We start from the raw sequence: 17207 nt of genomic DNA, 5'->3' as shown, positions 1-17207 counted from the left end.
AGGGCGATGGCGGCCCGCCGTCCACCGCCATGCAAATCACAGCGGCGTGACGGCGTTTCAGGTCCGGGTCGGTCCGCCCCGTCAGCGACGCGACCGGGAACGGCAGGTCGGTTGGTATGGAACCGACGGGAGATAGGTCGCCCACTCCTGCCGGGTGAGACTGCGGCCGGCGGCAGCGCAGAGGCGATCCTTGACGTCATGCAGGTCCAGGGGCCATCGGATGAGCCTGCCGTCCTCCCCGCCGGAGACCAGGGCGCCGTCAGGGGTGAAGGCGAGTCCGCGGATTCTGGCGCTGTGCCCGTTCAGGGTGGCGAGGGAGCGCCGGGCGACGATGTCCCACACGATGATCGAGTGGTCGTCACCGGCGGAGGCTAGGGTGCGGCCGTCCCGACTGAACGCGATGACCTGCACGGGGGCGGTGTGTCCGCTGAGCACGGCGAGCTCCCGGTGGTCCGTGGCACTCCAGAGCTTGACCGTCCGGCTGTCACCGGCGGTGGCGAGCAGCTTGCCGTCAGGGCTGACGGCGACGTCCTGCACGGCGCCCTGGCCGGTTTTGTCCCTGGCGAGGAGTTCACCCGTTGCGACGTCCCACGCGTTGAGGAAGCCCCCCGTGCTGGCTGCCACAAGGCGACGGCCGTCGGGGGTGAAGACGAGCGAGGTGGCCAGGCGGGGCTGATACTTCGACGTCTTCAGGGGCGGCGACGTCAGGTCGTGGACGTCCCAGACGAACAGTCCGAGTGTGGCGGCAGCGAGGAGGCGCCGGCCACGGGGAGCGAAGGCGATGTCGGTGGAGGCGCCGACTCCCAGGGTAGGGACCGGTTCCGCCGCGTGCCGCCGGCGCCGGACGTCCCAGATCGTGACGATGTTGTTCCGCGTCACCGAGGCCAGCCGGCGTCCATCGGAGCTGAACGCGACGGCCTGGACCTGGTCGGGGTGCCCGCTCAGGGTGGTGAGTTGCTTCCCCCGGGTGTCCCAGAGACGGACGGTCCTGTCGCTGCCGGCAGTGGCGATCACGGTTCCGTCCGGGCTGACCTTGATGTCTTTGATCTGTGCGTCGAATCCGCTGAACGGGGCGTTGCGCAGATCGTGCAGCACAATTGTCCCGTTGAATCCGGCGGAGGCGAGCATCGCACCGTCGCGGCTGAGGGCAACCGAGACCGTCTCGGTGCGGCCTCTGTCCTGGTAGGTGTGCACGGGCGCGCGACGCCGCAGGTCCCATATCGTGACTGTGCCGTTCTCGTCGGCCACGGCCAGCCGGCCCCCGACGGGAGCGGAGATGGCCCATCCGAAGGAATCAGGCAGGGGCAGTCGCGGCAGAGCGGCTGGCTGCTCCCGGTCGAGGTTCCACAGGTAGACCCCCCGGTCGTCGGCGGCGGCCGCGAGCATGCGTCCGGAAGAGGCGAAGGCGACCTGGGCGACGTGTTCGGAGGGCAGCGAGGCAATCGGTCTGCCGGTCTTGACGGCCCAGACGACCGGGTCCCGCGTTCCGTCTGCGGAAACCAGGAGCTCGCCGTCGTGGCTGAAGCTCAGCGACCCGACCGCGGGACCGTGTCCCTGTCCGCGGAGAAGACGGCGAGACCCGGTGGACAGGTCGTGCAGGGCGATGTCGCCGTCTCCGACTCCGATCGCCATCTTCGTACCGTCCGTACTGAGGGCCATGCCCGGGCCGATCCGATCCTCGGCGAGCCTGGTCATGGGCCGGCGCGTCCGGACGTCCCAGACGATGAGCGAGCCGGAGGTGCCGTCGGCTGCGGTGGAGGCGAGACGTTTCCCGTCGCCGCTGAAGGCCACCTTCATGGGCCGCCCGGTGTGTCCTCGCAGAAACGCGATCCGGGTGCCGCGCACCGGGTCCCACAGACCGATCGTGCCGTCGCCGTTCGAGGAGGCGAGCAGCGTATGGTCCGGGCTGAAAGCGACGGTGTACACGGCGGGGCCGCTGATGTTGAGTTCGGTGCGCCGCGGCGCCGCCGCGGCGCTCAGGATGCTTCCCCGGGTCGCGGCGTTCGGGTGCAAGTGGTCCGCTTCGACGGCCAGCAGGCCTGCCAGGTCCGGATCGGTGGCCAGGAGCGACCGCGCTTGCAGGGACAACTCGCCCGAGAGGGCGTCCAGTTGCAGTCGGCGTGCGTCCTGCCGCTGCCAGGCGGCCACGCCCCCGCCCAGTACCGCGAGCACGAGGAGTACGGAGATGCCCGCGATGAGGCGCTTGAGAAGTCGGGCATGACGCCGGGCGCTGTCCTGCTCGGCGGTTTCCTGAGCGCTGCTGGTGCGCAGGAAGGTGTCCTCGAGCTGGTTCAGCTCCCGGGGATGGTCCCTGGCCCAGTCGCACGCGGCGAGCAACTGAGCGCCCCGGTACAGGGCCCCGGCGTCCTGGTCCAGCGACTTCCAGGCGTGGGCGGCCTCAGTGAGCCGTCGGTGGATGATGAGGTTCGCCCGGTCGTCGGTGAGCCATCGATGCAGCCGGGGCCAGGCCCGGATCAGCGCCTCATGGGCCATCTCCACCGTGTCCCGGCCGATGACGACGAGGCGCGCTTCGGCCAGGCGGCCCAGGATCTCGTCGGCACCCGCCTCCTCGACGACACCGTCGAGTTCGGCGCGGGCAATGGGCCGCCGGGAGTCCCCGGTACCGTCACCCAGCGCGGAGAGTCTGAGGAAGATCCTTCGAGCGGCCTGCTGCTGCTCTGCGGTGAGCTCGCTGTAGAGGCGGTCGGCGGTCTGGGCGATTGCTCCGCGCACGCCGCCGCTGGCCTGGTACGCGGACAGGGTGAGGGTCGCTCCTTTGCGCCGGTGCCAGGTTTCCAGCAACGCGTGCGAAACCAGCGGCAGGGCGCCCGGCTCCTCGGCCGCGTCAGCGAGCACGGTGGCGAGCATGTCCGGTTCCACGCCCCACCCCGCCTGGGCGGCAGGCCGGATGACGATTTCTCGCAGCTCGGTGGTGGACACCGGCCCCACGAGCAGTTTCGCTTCCTCCCCCAACGCGTCCAGCAGATCCGGATGCTGGGCGAACTGCGCGAGGAAGTCGGCACGCATGCCGAGTACTACTGTGGTGCGGCGGTCCGGGCCGTGGGCGGCATCCAGCAGCGCGGCGACGAACCGGCGGCGTTCACTCTGGTCGGCGCAGAGGGTGAACAGCTCCTCGAACTGGTCCACGACCAGCAGTGCCCTGGTCTCAGGCGGGCCGGCGACCAGGGCGCCGCGGATCGCGATGTCCAGCGCGGCCGGATCGCTGCGCAGCTCCTCCCGCATACGATGGACATCCTGGCCGGACAACTTCGCCACCTGGTCGCACAGTGCGTCAAGCGGATGCTCGGTGGGGGTCAACAGCATGGTCCGCCACCGTCCTTCCGGTTGGCGGCCCTCGGCGATAGTCCCCAGCAGCCCGGCGCGCAGGAGTGAGGACTTCCCGCTCCCTGAAGCCCCGAAGACTCCGACGAGTGGCAGCCGCTCGACCCGCTCCAGCAGTCGGCCGACCAGCCGGGAACGGCCGAAGAACCACTCCGCCTGCTCACTCTGGAACGGCGTCAGCCCCTGATAGGGGCAGCGCGCCTCGTCCGGTGTCGGCTCGGCCGCGGCCGCCGTATCCACCTCGGCGGCCACTGCCTCCCACCGGGCCCGCCATTCGGCCCGATCGCCGCCGCACGCCTCGACGTAGGCCAGGGTGACCGCCAGTGAGGCAAGCCGGTCACCCTTGGCGGCCTCCGCCAGCGTGCTCGCCGAATAGTGCGCCCGGTGAGCCAGGGCCCGATAGCTCGGACTGCCGGCCCTCTCCCGCAACCGGCGTAGCTGCCACGCAAGGCGCTGGACGGAACCGGCTTCCGGGTCAAGGGGTTTTTCCGGACGCCCCACACGAACCTCCACGCATAGTCGTACCTGGCGATGGGGCCGGACGGCACTGGATGCGTTCGCCAGAGCCCGGCCTGTGACCCCGGATGCCGGACAGCGATCAAGGAGGGCAGCGGTCATGTTAGGGCCAACACCCGTATTCAGTACACAAGTTCGACAAGTCGGCAGAGGGCGGCGGCGGTGACGCGCAGCGATAGATGGCCGCTCGCAGACAGTCCCGGAAAAACTCCGGTGGTGCTGTCGATCCCGCCCTCTCCCATTCGACGCAAGGGTGAGAGGCAACGAATGCCTCCGGCTCCACAGAGTCTTCGACGGCGGATGACCGCCCCCGTTTCAGGAGGACGCATGACCCCCATCTCGACCGCTCCTGCCACAGTCCGGGCCCTCAAGGTCCCTGGCGCGCGTCTGCATTACGAGGTGCGCGGCGAGGGTCCCCTTGTGGTGCTGGTCGGCGCCCCGATGGACGCCAGGGCCTTCGCGCCGCTGGCCGATCTGCTGGCCGTAGACCACACCGTGCTCACCACCGACCCACGGGGCATCAACCGCAGCCCGGTCGACGACCCCGACCAGGACTCGACCCCGCAGCTGCGGGCCGACGACCTCTCCCGGCTCCTGAGCCACCTCGACGCCGGCCCGGCCGTGGTCCTGGGCTCCAGCGGCGGCGCCGTCACCGCGCTCGCTCTCGTACAGACCCACCCCGAGCAGGTGCACACCGCCGTCGCCCACGAGCCTCCGGTGGAGGAGCTGCTCGAGGACCGCGAGCAGAGCCACGCCCAGACTGAGGACATCATCGCCACCTACCTCTCCGGCGACGTGACGGGGGCCTGGGCGAAGTTCTTTGCCCAGGCCAGCATCACTCTGCCCGAGGATGCATGCGAGGCGATGTTCGGAGGGGAACGGGATCCGCAGCAGGTCGCAGACGAGCGCCGCTGGTTCGAGCACGAGCTGCGCGCGACCGTCCGCTGGCAGCCCGACCTCGCCGCCCTGCGCTCGGCGAGTACCCGCATCGTGGTCGGCATCGGCGACGACTCGGACGGGCAGCTCTGCGACCGGACGTCGAAGGCGCTCGCGGCAGCACTCGGCATCGAGCCGACCATGTTCCCCGGCGACCACACCGGCTTCGCCGAGGACCCGGACCGGTTCGCCACCCAACTGCGCACAGTCCTGCGCGCGAACTAAGTCCGAATGGCCGGCTGTCGCTGCGACTCACAGCGGTTCGGATCAGCGCCCGGTCATCGTGCTGCCGTCGCGGACGCCGGTTTTTTGTCCGGGGTTGTTTGTCCGACGCCGCCACGCCTTCCAGGCAAGCCGTCTCCGGCACACGGTGGAGCCGGTGAAGAACCGATCGACACTCCGGGCGACCGCTCGAAGTGAATCAGGGGAGGACTCAATGCAGAACCGTCCACCGACCGTCAAGCGTGTGTTTTCGATCCGAGGGCCTCTGCAGCACCGCGAACCATCTCGGCTCTCCGGGCCTCTTGTTGGTTGTGAAGGGCGCGAGCTGTCCCGGGCTAAGATCGTCGCCGTCTCCGCCCTGACACTGGCCGCGACGCTCACCGGGGCCGCGGTCGCGCCGACCGCGGCCGTCGCCGACGACGGCGACCGTAGGCAGACCGTCGGCTGCGAATCCCTGTGGGTCAACGACGCAGCGGGAGTGACCCATGCCAGGCTGCGGGATTGCACCGTCACCTGGGGGAAGAACATCTTCGACGGCTCCTACTGGCAGACGGTGAAGTTCCAGCTGCTTGACTCCCGCACTGACGGTGTGTGCGCTCGGGCACGAGTCATAGCGTCCGAGACCGGGGCAAGCGCGTCGTCCAGCGAGTGCAACGGCGTCTGGACGACGAAGACGGCGAACTTCAGGGGCCGGACCACGAACATCTTCATCAGGGTCGCTTACGGCACCAACTCCACGTACGGCAAGATCAGCACGAACGTCACGCCGCCGTCCGGTTTCTGAGAGTTGAGGGGGAAAGCAAATGTCTGAACGTCTGCAGAAGACGTCTCTGAGGGGCGTTGCGGCCTCCGCACTGACGGCCGTCGGAATCGGCGGGGTCCTGCTGCTGCCGGCCGCGGCGGTTGCCGATGACGGTGACCGTACGCAGACCGTCAGCTGCGGCACTCTGGAGAGCAAGGACTCCAGCGGAGTGGTCCATGCGAAGATCCGGAACTGCACCGTCGTCTGGGGGAAGAACATCTTCGACGGCTCCTACTGGCAGACGGTGAAGTTCCAGCTGCTCGACTCCCGCACCGACGGTGTCTGCGCCCGGGCGAGAGTCGCAGGGGAGCATGGCAGCAAGGACTTCAGCGAGTGCAACGGTGTCTGGACGACGAAGACGGCGAACTTCAGCGGCCGGACCTCGGACATCTTCATCTCCATCGGGTACGGACGCAATGCGTGGGACCTGACGCACTACAAGGCCGTGCTCGCGCCGTCCGGTTTCTGAGCTTGTCCTTTGTCCTCGGGATCCTTGACGTGCGATGAGGCTGGGTTCGCGTTTGACGGTCTTACCCACGTCGTAGCGGGGTGCGGGCCGCCCCGTTCTCCAAGCCGGGCGGCCCGCTCAGAGGACCGGCTCTCCGACACCCAGCATGTTCCCCTCGCTGTCGCGGAACCAGGCTCCGCGTTCACCCCTTGCGCCCTTGCTCGGGTAGTTCCCGTCGATCTCGGCGATCCCATCCCTGGTCCGCAGCCCGGGCAGGTCGACCTCCTCGAACACCACGCCGCGCCGTTTGAGTTCCGACACGGCCGCCTCGATGTCGTCGACCTCCCACCCCATCTGAGTGAAGGTGCCGGGTGACTCTCCCGCCGATTGGAACAGTGCGAAGTCCACGCCTCCGCAGCGATACAACAGCCCACCGGGCCGCTCGTCCACCGGCTCGAGACCGAGCTGTTCGGAGTAGAACCGCCGCGCTCGCTCCAGGTCCTGGGCGGGCAGCCTGGTCGCGACGCGTGCGCTGTCCAGGATGCTCCTGTCGTCTGTGTTCATACCCCCACTGTGAGCAATGGCGAGGGCTCGCGCGCGGCAGGCGTCAGGTCGGCGGGCGTCAGGTCGGCGTCGTCTCCCCGGTCACGGCACTGGGGCGCGCTCGGGCGATGAGCAGGGCCACGTCGTCGTGGTCTCCGGGCTGTCGCAAGGCATGCAGGAGCACGTCGCACGTCTCCTCGAGGGATCGCTGGGGCTTTGCGAGGAGGGCAAGGAGAGCGTCCAGGCGTTCATCGATGGCCTGGTCGCGTGTCTCGACGAGGCCATCGGTGTAGAGGACCAGTTCGTCGCCGGGGTGCAGTGCGACTGTCGTGGTGTGGAAGGCGACCTCGCCCACGCCTAGCGGGGCGCCGGTCGGCAGGTCGAGCAGTTCGGGGGGACGGCCGGGGCGCACCAGGGCGGGCGGGAGGTGTCCGGCGCTGGAGATGAGGCACTGGCCCTGGTGCGGGTCGTAGACGGCGTAGATGCAGGTGGTGATGGTCTGCCCCATGCGGTCGGTGATGCGGTCGAGGTGGCGCTGCACTTCGGCAGGGTCGAGGTCGAGTTCGGCCAGGGTGCGGGTCGCGGTGCGGAGTTGACCCATCGTGGCGGCCGCGCTGATGCCGCTGCCCATGACGTCGCCGACGACGAGTGCGGTCTTGTCGCCCGTCAGGGGGATGACGTCGAACCAGTCGCCGCCGACCTCAATCGCGGCCTCGGCGGGCTGGTAGCGGTAGGCGATCTCCAGGCCGGGCTGGTCCGGTGGCTGCTGCGGGAGAAGGCTTTGCTGGAGGGTGAGGGCGGTGTTGCGCACCTGCCGGTACCAGCGGGCGTTGTCGATGCACACGGCAGCCCGAGCGGCGAGCTCGCCGGCCAGGACCTCGTCGTCAGCGTTGAACGGCTCCGGATTGCGGGTGCGCTTCAGGTCCAGGGCGCCAAGGACTTCGCCGCGAGCGATCAGCGGCACGGCCAGGTAAGAGTGCACACCGGCGTCGGCCAGCAACGCGGCGGCTTCGGGGCTGCTGGCGATACGCGACAGATCATCGCCCTGCACCCGGGACACGCGGACCGGGCGACCGGTATTCACGCAGTGGGTGACCAGCCGGTCGGCCTCGTACCGGGCAACCTCACCGGGCTGATCAGCCGCGCGTACGGCATCGGTGGGGTACGAGGCGGCCACGGCGAGCGCGCGGAATACCGCGGGACCTTCGTGCATCACGACGGCCGAGCGGCCGTTCAGGACGCTGTCGAGCACATCCACCGCGGCTACGTCGGCCAGCTCGGGTACCGACACCGCGGCGAGTTCACGGGCAGTCTGGTCAAGGTCGAGCGTGGTGCCGATACGTATGGATGCGTCGGCGACGAGCGAGAGGCGCTGCCGAGCCTGGGCAGCCTCGGACGTGGCGCGGTGCCGCTCGGTGACGTCGACGACTGATTTGGCCAGCCCAAGTACTCTCCCGTTGGAGGACTCCAGCCGGTAGAACGAGACTGACCAGGCGTGCTCTCGGTCCGGGTCGGCCGGGGTGCGCGCAACGAACTCCCGGTCAAGGATCGGAATGCCGGTGGCGAGGACCTCGCGCATTGCGGACTCGATGGCCTCGGTGTCCAAGAACGGCACAGCCTCACGGACATGTCGGCCAACATGCTCGGCAGCGGGCAGACCGTTGATGCGCTCAAGCGCCGGGTTGACCATGACGTACCGCAGATCTGTGTCCACGACCGCCAACCCGATCGGGGACTGAGAGATCAGCCGAGTGGACAGCGCCAGGTCTCGCTCCACGCTCCGCAGCGTCGTCTGCTCGGTGGCCAGGCCCAGGGCGTAGAGGTCTTTCTGGTCGTCCTCCAGCCGCATGTTGCGGAACTCCACCAGCAGCGTGCTGCCGTCCTTGTGGCGGACGGGAAAGACACCTGCCCAGCCCCCATGGCCTCCCATGACCTCGGCGAACAGGTGGCGCACCAGTTCCAGGTGCTGCTCATGCACCAGCAGGCGGCCTGCGTACCGGCCGAGTGCCTCGTCGGCGGTGTACCCGAACAACTCCTCGGCCTGTGGGCTCCACAGCACGATCCGGCCGTCCGCATCCAGCACCGCGGCGGCGACGTTCAGTACATCCAACAGGCCGCCCGGCTCGGATGTGCTTCCCCCTTCCCGGGCGGGGTCGCCCGGGAAGGATTCGATCGCACACATCCCAGGCCCTCCGTCCGTCTGCAGCCATCATTGCCCAGTCCCGGGCTCCGCCCCGGGCGACGCCCGGGGCTGCCGATCCTTCCCAACGTCTCCAGTGTCCTCGCCGAGGCAAGCAGCGGTGCCGCCTCCGTACCTCCCGCGTGCCCGCCCGGGGCGAAAATATGGCTCAGTAACGCCGCTGCCACGGACCGGGCTCCTCTCCGCCATCCTGGCGGCGCTGCTCCTCAGCGCGGCTCGGTGCCCGCCCGGGGTGCCCGGTGCGCCCGCTCTTGAGCGAGTTCGGCCTCGAGCTCGACCACTCGTGCCTGTAGCTCGATCACCCGGCGGACACCGGCCAGGGTCAGCCCCTCACCCATCAGGGCCCGCACCTCGGCCACCTGATCGATCTGGTGGCGGCTGTACCGGCGCTGCCGGCCTTGGGATCGCGCCGGGCGCACGACATCCTGCTGATCGAGGCGCCGCAGGAATGCCTGCTCGACGCTGAGCATGTCCGACACCTGCCCGATGGTGAACAAGGGGGCATGTGCGTCGTCGATCGTGAGTTTCACAGGGCTGCCTCGCTGTTTCGCGGAAACCGGGCTCTGAGGCGACATAGAACATGTATCTCATGGTGTATAGAACTTGCAACTCTGGCGACAGGTTTTCTAATATGGATGTGCAAGACCAGCTCGGCGGTGCACCGAGGTACCGCCGGTGACGCACCCGTGTGACGAGGAGGGAGTGCCAGCCATGATGCTGTTGGAGAATCTGAACCTGGACCCGTTCTTCGCCGACTTCGACCGGCTCAGCCGACGGCTGCTCGACAAGGCGGACGGAGCTCGCGGCACGGTGAGCACCTCGATGCTGATGGACGTCCTGCGCCGGGACGGAGAGCTGGTGATCGGGCTCGACCTGCCCGGTGTTCAGCCGGAGGACCTGGACGTCACCGTTGACGGGCGCACCCTGACGATCGAGGCGACCCGCCGGGCGGACGAGCGGGACGGCGACACGGTGTACGTGCGAGGTCGCATCCACGGAACCCAGCGCCGACGGCTCACGCTGCCTGACGACCTCGACGTCGACCGGGTCGACGCGAGCTACGACAACGGTGTCCTCACCGTCCGGATCCCGGTCCTGGAGCACGCCAAGCCCCGCCGGGTCGAGATCCAGCGGAGCGAGGCAGCCGGCGCCAAGCAGCTCACCACCAGCGCCGACTGATCCAGCCCATCCCGGCTCATCCCGGGCCGGACACCCCGCGTGGGGTGTCCGGCCCGCACCGCGTACCCCGAAGTCGTATGCCTCTCTATGATGTTCGGACCGTGGCGCGGGCAGTCGCTCAACCGGACACGACCGGCCTGCGGGCGTGAGAAAGAGGAAAAGGGAACCCGAATGCCCGCTGCCCATTCCAGTCATGAGTTGGTCCCCGCCGACGGCCACACGGTGATCCAGGTCCGTGGAGCCCGCGAGAACAACCTCAGGAACGTCGACATCGATCTGCCCAAGCGGCGCCTCACGGTCTTCACCGGAGTCTCCGGATCCGGCAAGTCGAGCCTCGTCTTCGGCACCATCGCCGCCGAGTCGCAGCGCCTGATCAACGAGACGTACACGGCCTTCATCCAGTCGTTCATGCCAAGCCTCGGCCGTCCGGACGTCGACGGGCTCCACAATCTGAGTGCGGCGATCGTCGTCGACCAGGAACGGATGGGTGCCAACTCCCGCTCCACGGTGGGCACCGCCACCGACGCGTACACAATGCTGCGGATCATCTTCAGTCGCCTCGGCACCCCGCACATCGGCACCTCCGGCGCCTTCAGCTTCAACATGCCCGAGGGCATGTGCCCCAGGTGCGAGGGGCTCGGCCAGGTGTCGGACATCGACGTGGACCAACTGGTGGACCGCGAGAAGTCATTGAACGAGGGCGCGATCACCGTCCCCGGCTACGCCGTGGATTCCTGGCCCTGGTCGATCATGGTCGCGTCAGGCTTCTACGACCCGGACAAGAAGCTCGGGGACTTCACCGACCAGGAGTGGGAGGATTTCCTTCGCAAAACGGCCGTCAAGGTCAAGGTCGGGTCCAACAACTTCACCTATGAAGGTCTCCTCACCAAGATCCAGCGGAGCTGGCTCGTCAAGGACCGTGAGGCGCTGCAGCCCCACATCCGGGCCTTCGTCGACCGGGCCGTGGTCTTCACCCAGTGCCCGCAGTGCGGCGGCACGCGGCTCACACAGGCCGCCCTGTCCTCGAAGATCGATGGCGTGAGCATCGCCGAGTGCTCGGCGATGCAGATCAGCGATCTGGCCGCGTTCATACGCTCCATCGACGACCCCGGCGTCGGCCCGCTGCTCGGCAATCTGCGCCATCTCCTGGAGTCCCTGGCCGAGATCGGGCTCGGCTATCTGAGCCTCGACCGCCCCGCCTCCACACTCTCGGGCGGTGAGGCACAGCGCGTGAAGATGGTGCGGCACCTCGGCTCCAGCCTCACGGACGTCACATACGTCTTCGACGAGCCGACCATCGGCCTGCACCCGCACGACATCCAGCGCATGAACGAACTGCTGCTGCTCCTGCGTGACAAGGGAAACACCGTGCTCGTGGTCGAGCACAAGCCCGAAGTGATCGCGATAGCCGACCATGTGGTGGACCTCGGCCCCGGTGCGGGCGAGGCCGGCGGTGAGGTCTGCTTCAGCGGGGACGTCGCCGGGCTGCGCGCCTCCGGCACCCTCACCGGGCGGCACTTGGAACACCGGGCCCACCTGCGCGAGGCCGTCCGCACATCGCGGGGACAGCTGTCCATCAAGGGCGCCGATCTGCACAACCTGAAGGACGTCAGCGTCGACATCCCGCTCGGTGTGCTCACCGTCGTCACCGGAGTCGCAGGCTCCGGCAAGAGCTCGCTGATCCACGGCTATCTCGCCGGTCGCGAGGGCGTGGTCGTCGCCGACCAGTCGCCGATCCGTGGTTCGCGCCGCTCGAATCCGGCAACGTACACCGGGCTCCTGAACCCGATCCGAACCGCCTTTGCCAAGGCCAACGGCGTCAAGGCCGCGCTGTTCAGCGCCAATTCGGAGGGCGCATGCCCCAACTGCAACGGACTCGGGCTCATCTACACCGACCTCGCGATGATGGCCGGCGTGGCCTCGGTGTGCGAGGAGTGCGAGGGCAAGCGGTTCACGCCGGAGGTGCTCACGTACCAGCTGCACGGCAAGAACATCAGTGAGGTGCTCACGATGTCGGTCGCGGAGGCGCACGCGTTCTTCCCCTCCGGGCCGGCACACACGATTCTCGGGCGGCTCGCCGACGTCGGCCTGAGCTATCTGCGCCTCGGCCAGCCGCTGAACACGCTCTCCGGTGGTGAGAGGCAGCGGCTCAAGCTGGCCATTCACATGGCCGAGAAGTCCTCGACGTACATCCTCGACGAGCCGACCACAGGCCTGCACCTGGCCGATGTGGACAAGCTGCTCGCCCTGCTGGACCGGCTGGTCGACGAGGGCAACACGGTCGTCGTCATCGAGCACCATCAGGCCGTGATGGCGCACGCAGACTGGCTGATCGACCTCGGTCCGGGCGGTGGCCACGACGGTGGGCGTGTGGTCTTCACCGGTACGCCCGCCGATCTCGTGGCCTCGTCGGACACCCTGACGGCACAGCACCTGCGCCAGTATGTGGGTGCCCAGCCAGTCCGCGGGTGGGGTCAGTAGTCGGTGTCCTTGCCGATGTACAACTCGGCGAAGGCGGCCGCGGCGGCGGGCGATCCGAGGATCCGCCGCAGCCGGGCGGCCGCGGAGCCCGCCCGGAAGGGGTCGCCCGACGAGGCCCCGTGCAGCACCTCGGAGAGCCACTGCGAGAACTCCTGGTACTGCCACACGCGCCGCAGGCAGGCCGTTGAGTAGCCGCGCAGACCGCTGTCGTCGCCCTTGCCGCAGTACGCGACGAGCGCGTCGCCGAGCAGCAGCGCATCGTGCAGCGCGAGGTTCATGCCCTTCGCGGCGATCGGCGCCGCAAGGTGGGCCGAGTCGCCCGCCAGATACAGCCGTCCGTATGCCATCGGCTCGACAACGTAGTTGTGCATGTCCAGTACCCGCTTCTCGATGAGCCGTCCCTCGGCGAGCGGCCGGGCCCCGTCCACCGACAGCCGGGCGTGGAGCTCGGACCACACCCGCTCGTGCGGCCAGTTGTCCGGGTCGTCGCCGGGCGAGCACTCGAGGTAGAAGCGGGTGACCTGGGGGCTTCGGGCCATATGGGCGGCGAAGCCACGCGGATGGACGCCGAAGACGACGCAGTCGGAGGACGGCGGTGCCTCGGCGAGGAGAGTCAGCCAGCCGATGCCGTAGTCGTGCCGGGCGACGGTGATGTGCTCCGGCGGCAGGCAGGCGCGCGTCACGCCGCGTGCGCCGTCGCAGCCCGCGATGACATCGCAGTCGATGCGTCGGCGCTCGCCCGTCTCCGGGTCCGTATAGGACACCGAGGGCCGCTCCGTGTCGATGGCGTGCAGTTCGACATCGCGTACGCCGAAGCGGATGTCGCCACCCGAGTCGTCCGCGTACTTGCGCACCAGATCTGTCACCAACAGCGGCTGTGGATAGACGAAGTGACGGTTCCCCGACAGCTCGCTGTACCGGAATCTGTGGCGCTCACCCGCGAATCGGAATTCGCACTCGCTGTGCGCCTGCGCATGTTCCAGCAGTCGGTCGGCCAGCCCGCGCCGTTCGAGGGCGCGTACCGCCCACTCCTCGATGAAGCCCGCGCGGGGCCGCTGTTCGATGAACTCTCTGCTCTCCGTTTCCAGCACTACGCAGTCGACGGAGGCGGCACGCAGGATGTTGGCGACTGTGAGACCGGCGGGGCCTGCGCCCACGATGACGACGCGAACGCGCTGTGCCGAGGCCGAGGAGGAAGGGGAGGAGGCGACAGTCATCCGAGCAGTATGGCGGTGAACCGTCTTGCCCCGTAACGGTCACCGCCGTGACCTCCAGTGGTACGGGCAGGACGGGAGAGGTCATCGCACGGGCGAGATCTGCGGCCTCTCGTTTCGTGACAACGCCGGATGGCAGGCACTTCATTCGCGGCTGTGCCTACCACAACCGAGCGTCCACGGGGTGGAAATGGCGCTGGGACGGCTTGATCCGCGATCCGCGATCTGTTTCCGGACAACGATCAGGAACTTGCGAGTCGGCAGGCAACCCGTGGAGGTTTCCCCCGATCTCACAGGCCGGCCCACGATTCCGCACAGCACCCGTCGGACCGTAGCCGGTCGATGGTCTGCCCGTGCGCCGCCTGTTCAGCCTCATGTCCAAGTGGCACTCGCAAGCGAGGAACTGATGACCAGACAGCACCGCAATCGTTTATGGCGTTCGGCGCTCGCCGCCACCGCAGCGTTCACCGTGGTCGCAGGGGTGGCGGGCGCCGCGCCCGTCGGCAAGGCGGCGGAGTCCTCACCCAAGCTGCGTCTGATCGCCGCGTCCACCTCGGTGACCCTAGACCGGTGGGAAGGCGAATCGGGGGTGTACCTGGACCTTGGTACGTACATCACCGCCGATGGCGGTCCCCTTGAGTTCAACGTGACGCGTAAGTCCTACAAGGACCCCGTCGTCGCCAAGCAGATCATCCGGGAGGGGAAGAAGACCAGGACCAGGACGCTTCCGGCGGGTCTGGTGAAGGACTTCTCCGGCCTGCCGGGCTTCGTCCAGGTCACCCTCACCGACGCGCGCGGCAAGGTGGTGGCGAAGCGGACGGAGACCTTCTGTCCCAACAATGCGTCCGGCCGGATCCGCCCCGACGCCCCGGCCAACTCGAAATATCCCGAAAGCTGTCCCACGAACCCCTTCACACTGGGCTCGGTGTGGGGTGTGGAGAAGGGCTGGGCGTCCAACACCTATGCGGGTTACTACTCCAGCCCGGTAGACGTGCCGGCCGGGGTGTACACCGCCAAGGTGTCCGTGACGAAACGCTACCGCAACCTGTTCAAACTGCCGGACGAGCCCAAGACGCTCAAGGTGACCGTACGCGAACGCAAGCCTGAGGAGTCAGGCGCAGGCGCATCGGCCGGGGGCTCGCACGATTCCAAGGCGTCCGGACACTCCGGCCACGGAGCGGGGTCACCCGGGCAGGCGACGAACGGGTCAGGTCACGCCTACCACGAGGGCCGGGGTGCCGACGCCCCCGCGCTGCCCGCACTGCCATACGCGCTCAAGTCCGGCCGCACGATGCCGCATCTGGGCGACGGCCCCGGGCACACCGACGGCTCCCGGATCGCGCCCGCGCTGAAGGCGAACGCGAAGCGCCCCACCGGCCGGGCGAGCGTGCCGAACGTACCCAAGCCCGACCTCCGTTCGCTGCCCGCCTGGGACATCGGCATCTCTGACGGAGAGGACGGTGACGTCCCGGGCAAGGACTACATGGTCTTCAGTGCCAATGTGTGGAACGCGGGCCCGGCACCGCTGGTCGTGGACGGCTTCCGCAGCCCGGGCAAGGACCTGATGGACGCGTATCAGTACTTCTACGACGCCGCCGGAAAGCAGGTCGGCTACTCGCCCACAGGCACCATGGAGTGGGACCCGCGCGTGGGCCACGAGCACTGGCACTTCACCGACTTCGCCAGCTACCGCCTGCTCCGCGCCGACCAGAAGGAGATCGTGCGCAGCGGCAAGGAAGCCTTCTGCCTCGCCAACACCGATGCCGTCGACTACACGGTGAAGAACGCCAACTGGCACCCGGACAACACGGACCTGTCCACCGCCTGCGGCCAGCAGAGCTCGCTTTCCGTGCGGGAAGTGCTTGACGTCGGCTCCGGCGACACGTACACGCAGTACCGTCCCGGCCAGTCCTTCGACGTCACCGATCTGCCGAACGGCACGTACTACATCCAGGTGATCGCCAACCCCGAAAAGCGGCTCTACGAGAGCAACCTGAACAACAACGTAGCGCTCCGCAAGGTCGTACTGAGCGGCACGAAGGGCGCCCGTAAGGTGACCGTCCCTCCGCATGAGCTGATCAACGCCCCCTGACATCCCGGTGGTCAGGGTGACGTGAGGTCACGGGCCCGGTCGCGCTCTGGCGTGACCGGGCCCGCGACATGTGACCCGCTGCGGGGACAGGGCGCGCGTCTCAGGATCAGGGGGAGTCTCAGGGTGACGCGTGCAGCGGCGGTGCGTAGGCGGGCAGGGACTGGAGCCAGTCGACCAGGAGCCGGTTGACCTCGTCGGCCCGTTCCTGTTGCACCCAGTGCCCGCAGCCTTCAAGGATGTGCGAGGAGACCAGACCGGGGAGGGTCGTCGGGTAGGCCTTGATGGCGTCGGCCATCCAGGTGGTGGGGGCGTCGAGGTCTCCGCCGATGAACAGCGAGGGCTGGGTGATCGGTGCCCCGTCCCATGCGGCGAGGTCCTCCCAGTCCCGGTCGACGTTGCGGTAGCGGTTGAGCGGCCCCGTCAGTCCGGTCCGCTCGAACTCGGCTGCGTAGAAGTCGAGGTCGGCCTCTGTGAGCCAGGAGGGCAGGGTGTCGCTGACGAAGCGGTCGGAGAGCTTTGCGTCTTTGGGGACGAAGAAGAGACTGCCTTCGCCGGCCGGTGGCATCGTGTCGGCGGAGAGCCCGGCGTAGAACCCCGCCAGCCAGGCGCGGACATCGAGCTCGATCTCCGTCTCGGCCTGTCCGGGCGCCTGGAAGTAACTGATGTAGAACTCCTCGCTCCCGCCGATCCGGGCGAACGTCTCGGTGGGCCGGAGCCCGTCCCGCGGCGCGTAAGGAACGCTCAGCAGTCCGACGGCGGTGAAGATGTCGGGCCGTAGCAGCGCCGAGTTGGCGGCGATCGGTGAACCCCAGTCGTGGCCCACGACCACCGCCGTCTGTGCGCCGAGCGCGTTCACGACTCCGACGTTGTCGGCGACGTGGGCCAGCATCCGGTACGCCTCCACCTCGCGAGGCTTCGATGAGCGGCCGTAACCGCGGACGTCGATGGCGACCGCGTGGAAGCCTGCCGCGGCGAGAGCCGGGAGCTGGTGGCGCCACGAATACCACGACTCCGGAAATCCATGGACCAGGAGGACCAGAGGGCCGCTGCCCTGCTCCACCAGATGGATACGACCACCGGGGACCTCCAGCAATCGGTGCTTTGCCTCCGGCACCGGGGCAGAAGCCGAAGGGGCGGGCTGCGACATGTGTCCTCCTGGAAGCTTTGGTGACGTCGTGCGGGCCATGGAGGGGCACCCTCGTCGCCGGGACCTGTGTCGTGCCCTCCACCAC

Annotated in this window: 12 protein-coding genes; 6 read left to right on the top strand and 6 right to left on the bottom strand. The window is 68.4% G+C overall.

The genetic code is table 11. The annotated features are described in order from the left end of the window. Window positions 1–81 precede the first annotated feature (81 nt). Complete coding sequence (locus tag ACZ3H8_RS31785; protein ID WP_467407709.1) at window positions 82–3843, bottom strand: nSTAND1 domain-containing NTPase; 3762 nt, start codon at window positions 3841–3843, stop codon at window positions 82–84. A gap of 342 nt (window positions 3844–4185) precedes the next feature. On the opposite strand from ACZ3H8_RS31785, the gene ACZ3H8_RS31780 reads away from it, so the two are divergent. From ACZ3H8_RS31780 to ACZ3H8_RS31770, 3 genes are all read left to right on the top strand, one after another. After that, the gene (locus ACZ3H8_RS31780; protein ID WP_467407707.1) at window positions 4186–5019 is read left to right on the top strand and encodes an alpha/beta fold hydrolase; all 834 of its coding nucleotides are present in this window, start codon (window positions 4186–4188) and stop codon (window positions 5017–5019) included. 241 nt (window positions 5020–5260) lie between these two features. Then, window positions 5261–5800: a hypothetical protein gene (locus ACZ3H8_RS31775; protein ID WP_467407706.1), complete on the top strand. Its 540-nt coding sequence runs from the start codon at window positions 5261–5263 to the stop codon at window positions 5798–5800. A gap of 19 nt (window positions 5801–5819) precedes the next feature. Continuing rightward, the gene (locus ACZ3H8_RS31770; protein ID WP_467407705.1) at window positions 5820–6287 is read left to right on the top strand and encodes a hypothetical protein; all 468 of its coding nucleotides are present in this window, start codon (window positions 5820–5822) and stop codon (window positions 6285–6287) included. 117 nt (window positions 6288–6404) lie between these two features. Here the strand turns inward: ACZ3H8_RS31770 and ACZ3H8_RS31765 are convergent, their stop codons facing one another. The 3 genes from ACZ3H8_RS31765 to ACZ3H8_RS31755 form a co-directional block, all read right to left on the bottom strand. Further along, entirely contained in the window at window positions 6405–6830 is a 426-nt protein-coding gene (locus ACZ3H8_RS31765; RefSeq protein ID WP_467407703.1) for a VOC family protein, read from the bottom strand. Window positions 6831–6888: 58 nt separating this feature from the next. Beyond that, window positions 6889–8991, bottom strand: coding sequence for a SpoIIE family protein phosphatase (locus ACZ3H8_RS31760; protein ID WP_467407702.1), 2103 nt, complete (start codon window positions 8989–8991; stop codon window positions 6889–6891). 224 nt (window positions 8992–9215) lie between these two features. Further along, a complete protein-coding gene (locus ACZ3H8_RS31755) occupies window positions 9216–9539 on the bottom strand; it encodes a MerR family transcriptional regulator (protein ID WP_467407701.1) in 324 nt (107 codons plus the stop codon). Window positions 9540–9720: 181 nt separating this feature from the next. On the opposite strand from ACZ3H8_RS31755, the gene ACZ3H8_RS31750 reads away from it, so the two are divergent. Further along, on the top strand, window positions 9721–10188 hold the full coding sequence (locus ACZ3H8_RS31750) for an Hsp20/alpha crystallin family protein (RefSeq protein WP_467407699.1): 468 nt from the start codon (window positions 9721–9723) through the stop codon (window positions 10186–10188). A 171-nt stretch (window positions 10189–10359) separates the two neighbouring features. Continuing rightward, entirely contained in the window at window positions 10360–12669 is a 2310-nt protein-coding gene (locus ACZ3H8_RS31745; protein ID WP_467407698.1) for an ATP-binding cassette domain-containing protein, read from the top strand. On the opposite strand, the gene ACZ3H8_RS31740 is transcribed toward ACZ3H8_RS31745, so the two are convergent. After that, a complete protein-coding gene (locus ACZ3H8_RS31740; protein WP_467407697.1) occupies window positions 12663–13886 on the bottom strand; it encodes a 4-hydroxybenzoate 3-monooxygenase in 1224 nt (407 codons plus the stop codon). The two genes, ACZ3H8_RS31745 and ACZ3H8_RS31740, sit on opposite strands and share 7 nt — an antisense overlap. A 403-nt stretch (window positions 13887–14289) precedes the next feature. On the opposite strand from ACZ3H8_RS31740, the gene ACZ3H8_RS31735 reads away from it, so the two are divergent. Beyond that, complete coding sequence (locus ACZ3H8_RS31735) at window positions 14290–15975, top strand: lysyl oxidase family protein (RefSeq protein ID WP_467407875.1); 1686 nt, start codon at window positions 14290–14292, stop codon at window positions 15973–15975. 118 nt (window positions 15976–16093) lie between these two features. Here the strand turns inward: ACZ3H8_RS31735 and ACZ3H8_RS31730 are convergent, their stop codons facing one another. Continuing rightward, window positions 16094–17122, bottom strand: a complete 1029-nt coding sequence (locus tag ACZ3H8_RS31730; protein ID WP_467407695.1) for an alpha/beta fold hydrolase — start codon at window positions 17120–17122, stop codon at window positions 16094–16096. Window positions 17123–17207 lie beyond the last annotated feature (85 nt).

The sequence above is a fragment of the Streptomyces sp. NPDC002868 genome, from assembly GCF_055563295.1.
Note: the sequence above shows the minus strand (reverse complement) of the source record. Positions and strands in the feature narration are given on the sequence as shown.

What these genes read in the sequence shown, in the direction of transcription:
- ACZ3H8_RS31730 (WP_467407695.1), bottom strand. Translation starts at nt 17,122, where the DNA reads ATGTCGCAGCCCGCCCCTTCGGCTTCTGCCCCGGTGCCGGAGGCAAAG.
- ACZ3H8_RS31770 (WP_467407705.1), top strand. Translation starts at nt 5,820, where the DNA reads ATGTCTGAACGTCTGCAGAAGACGTCTCTGAGGGGCGTTGCGGCCTCC.
- ACZ3H8_RS31735 (WP_467407875.1), top strand. Translation starts at nt 14,290, where the DNA reads ATGACCAGACAGCACCGCAATCGTTTATGGCGTTCGGCGCTCGCCGCC.
- ACZ3H8_RS31760 (WP_467407702.1), bottom strand. Translation starts at nt 8,991, where the DNA reads ATGTGTGCGATCGAATCCTTCCCGGGCGACCCCGCCCGGGAAGGGGGA.
- ACZ3H8_RS31740 (WP_467407697.1), bottom strand. Translation starts at nt 13,886, where the DNA reads ATGACTGTCGCCTCCTCCCCTTCCTCCTCGGCCTCGGCACAGCGCGTT.
- ACZ3H8_RS31765 (WP_467407703.1), bottom strand. Translation starts at nt 6,830, where the DNA reads ATGAACACAGACGACAGGAGCATCCTGGACAGCGCACGCGTCGCGACC.
- ACZ3H8_RS31780 (WP_467407707.1), top strand. Translation starts at nt 4,186, where the DNA reads ATGACCCCCATCTCGACCGCTCCTGCCACAGTCCGGGCCCTCAAGGTC.
- ACZ3H8_RS31750 (WP_467407699.1), top strand. Translation starts at nt 9,721, where the DNA reads ATGATGCTGTTGGAGAATCTGAACCTGGACCCGTTCTTCGCCGACTTC.
- ACZ3H8_RS31745 (WP_467407698.1), top strand. Translation starts at nt 10,360, where the DNA reads ATGCCCGCTGCCCATTCCAGTCATGAGTTGGTCCCCGCCGACGGCCAC.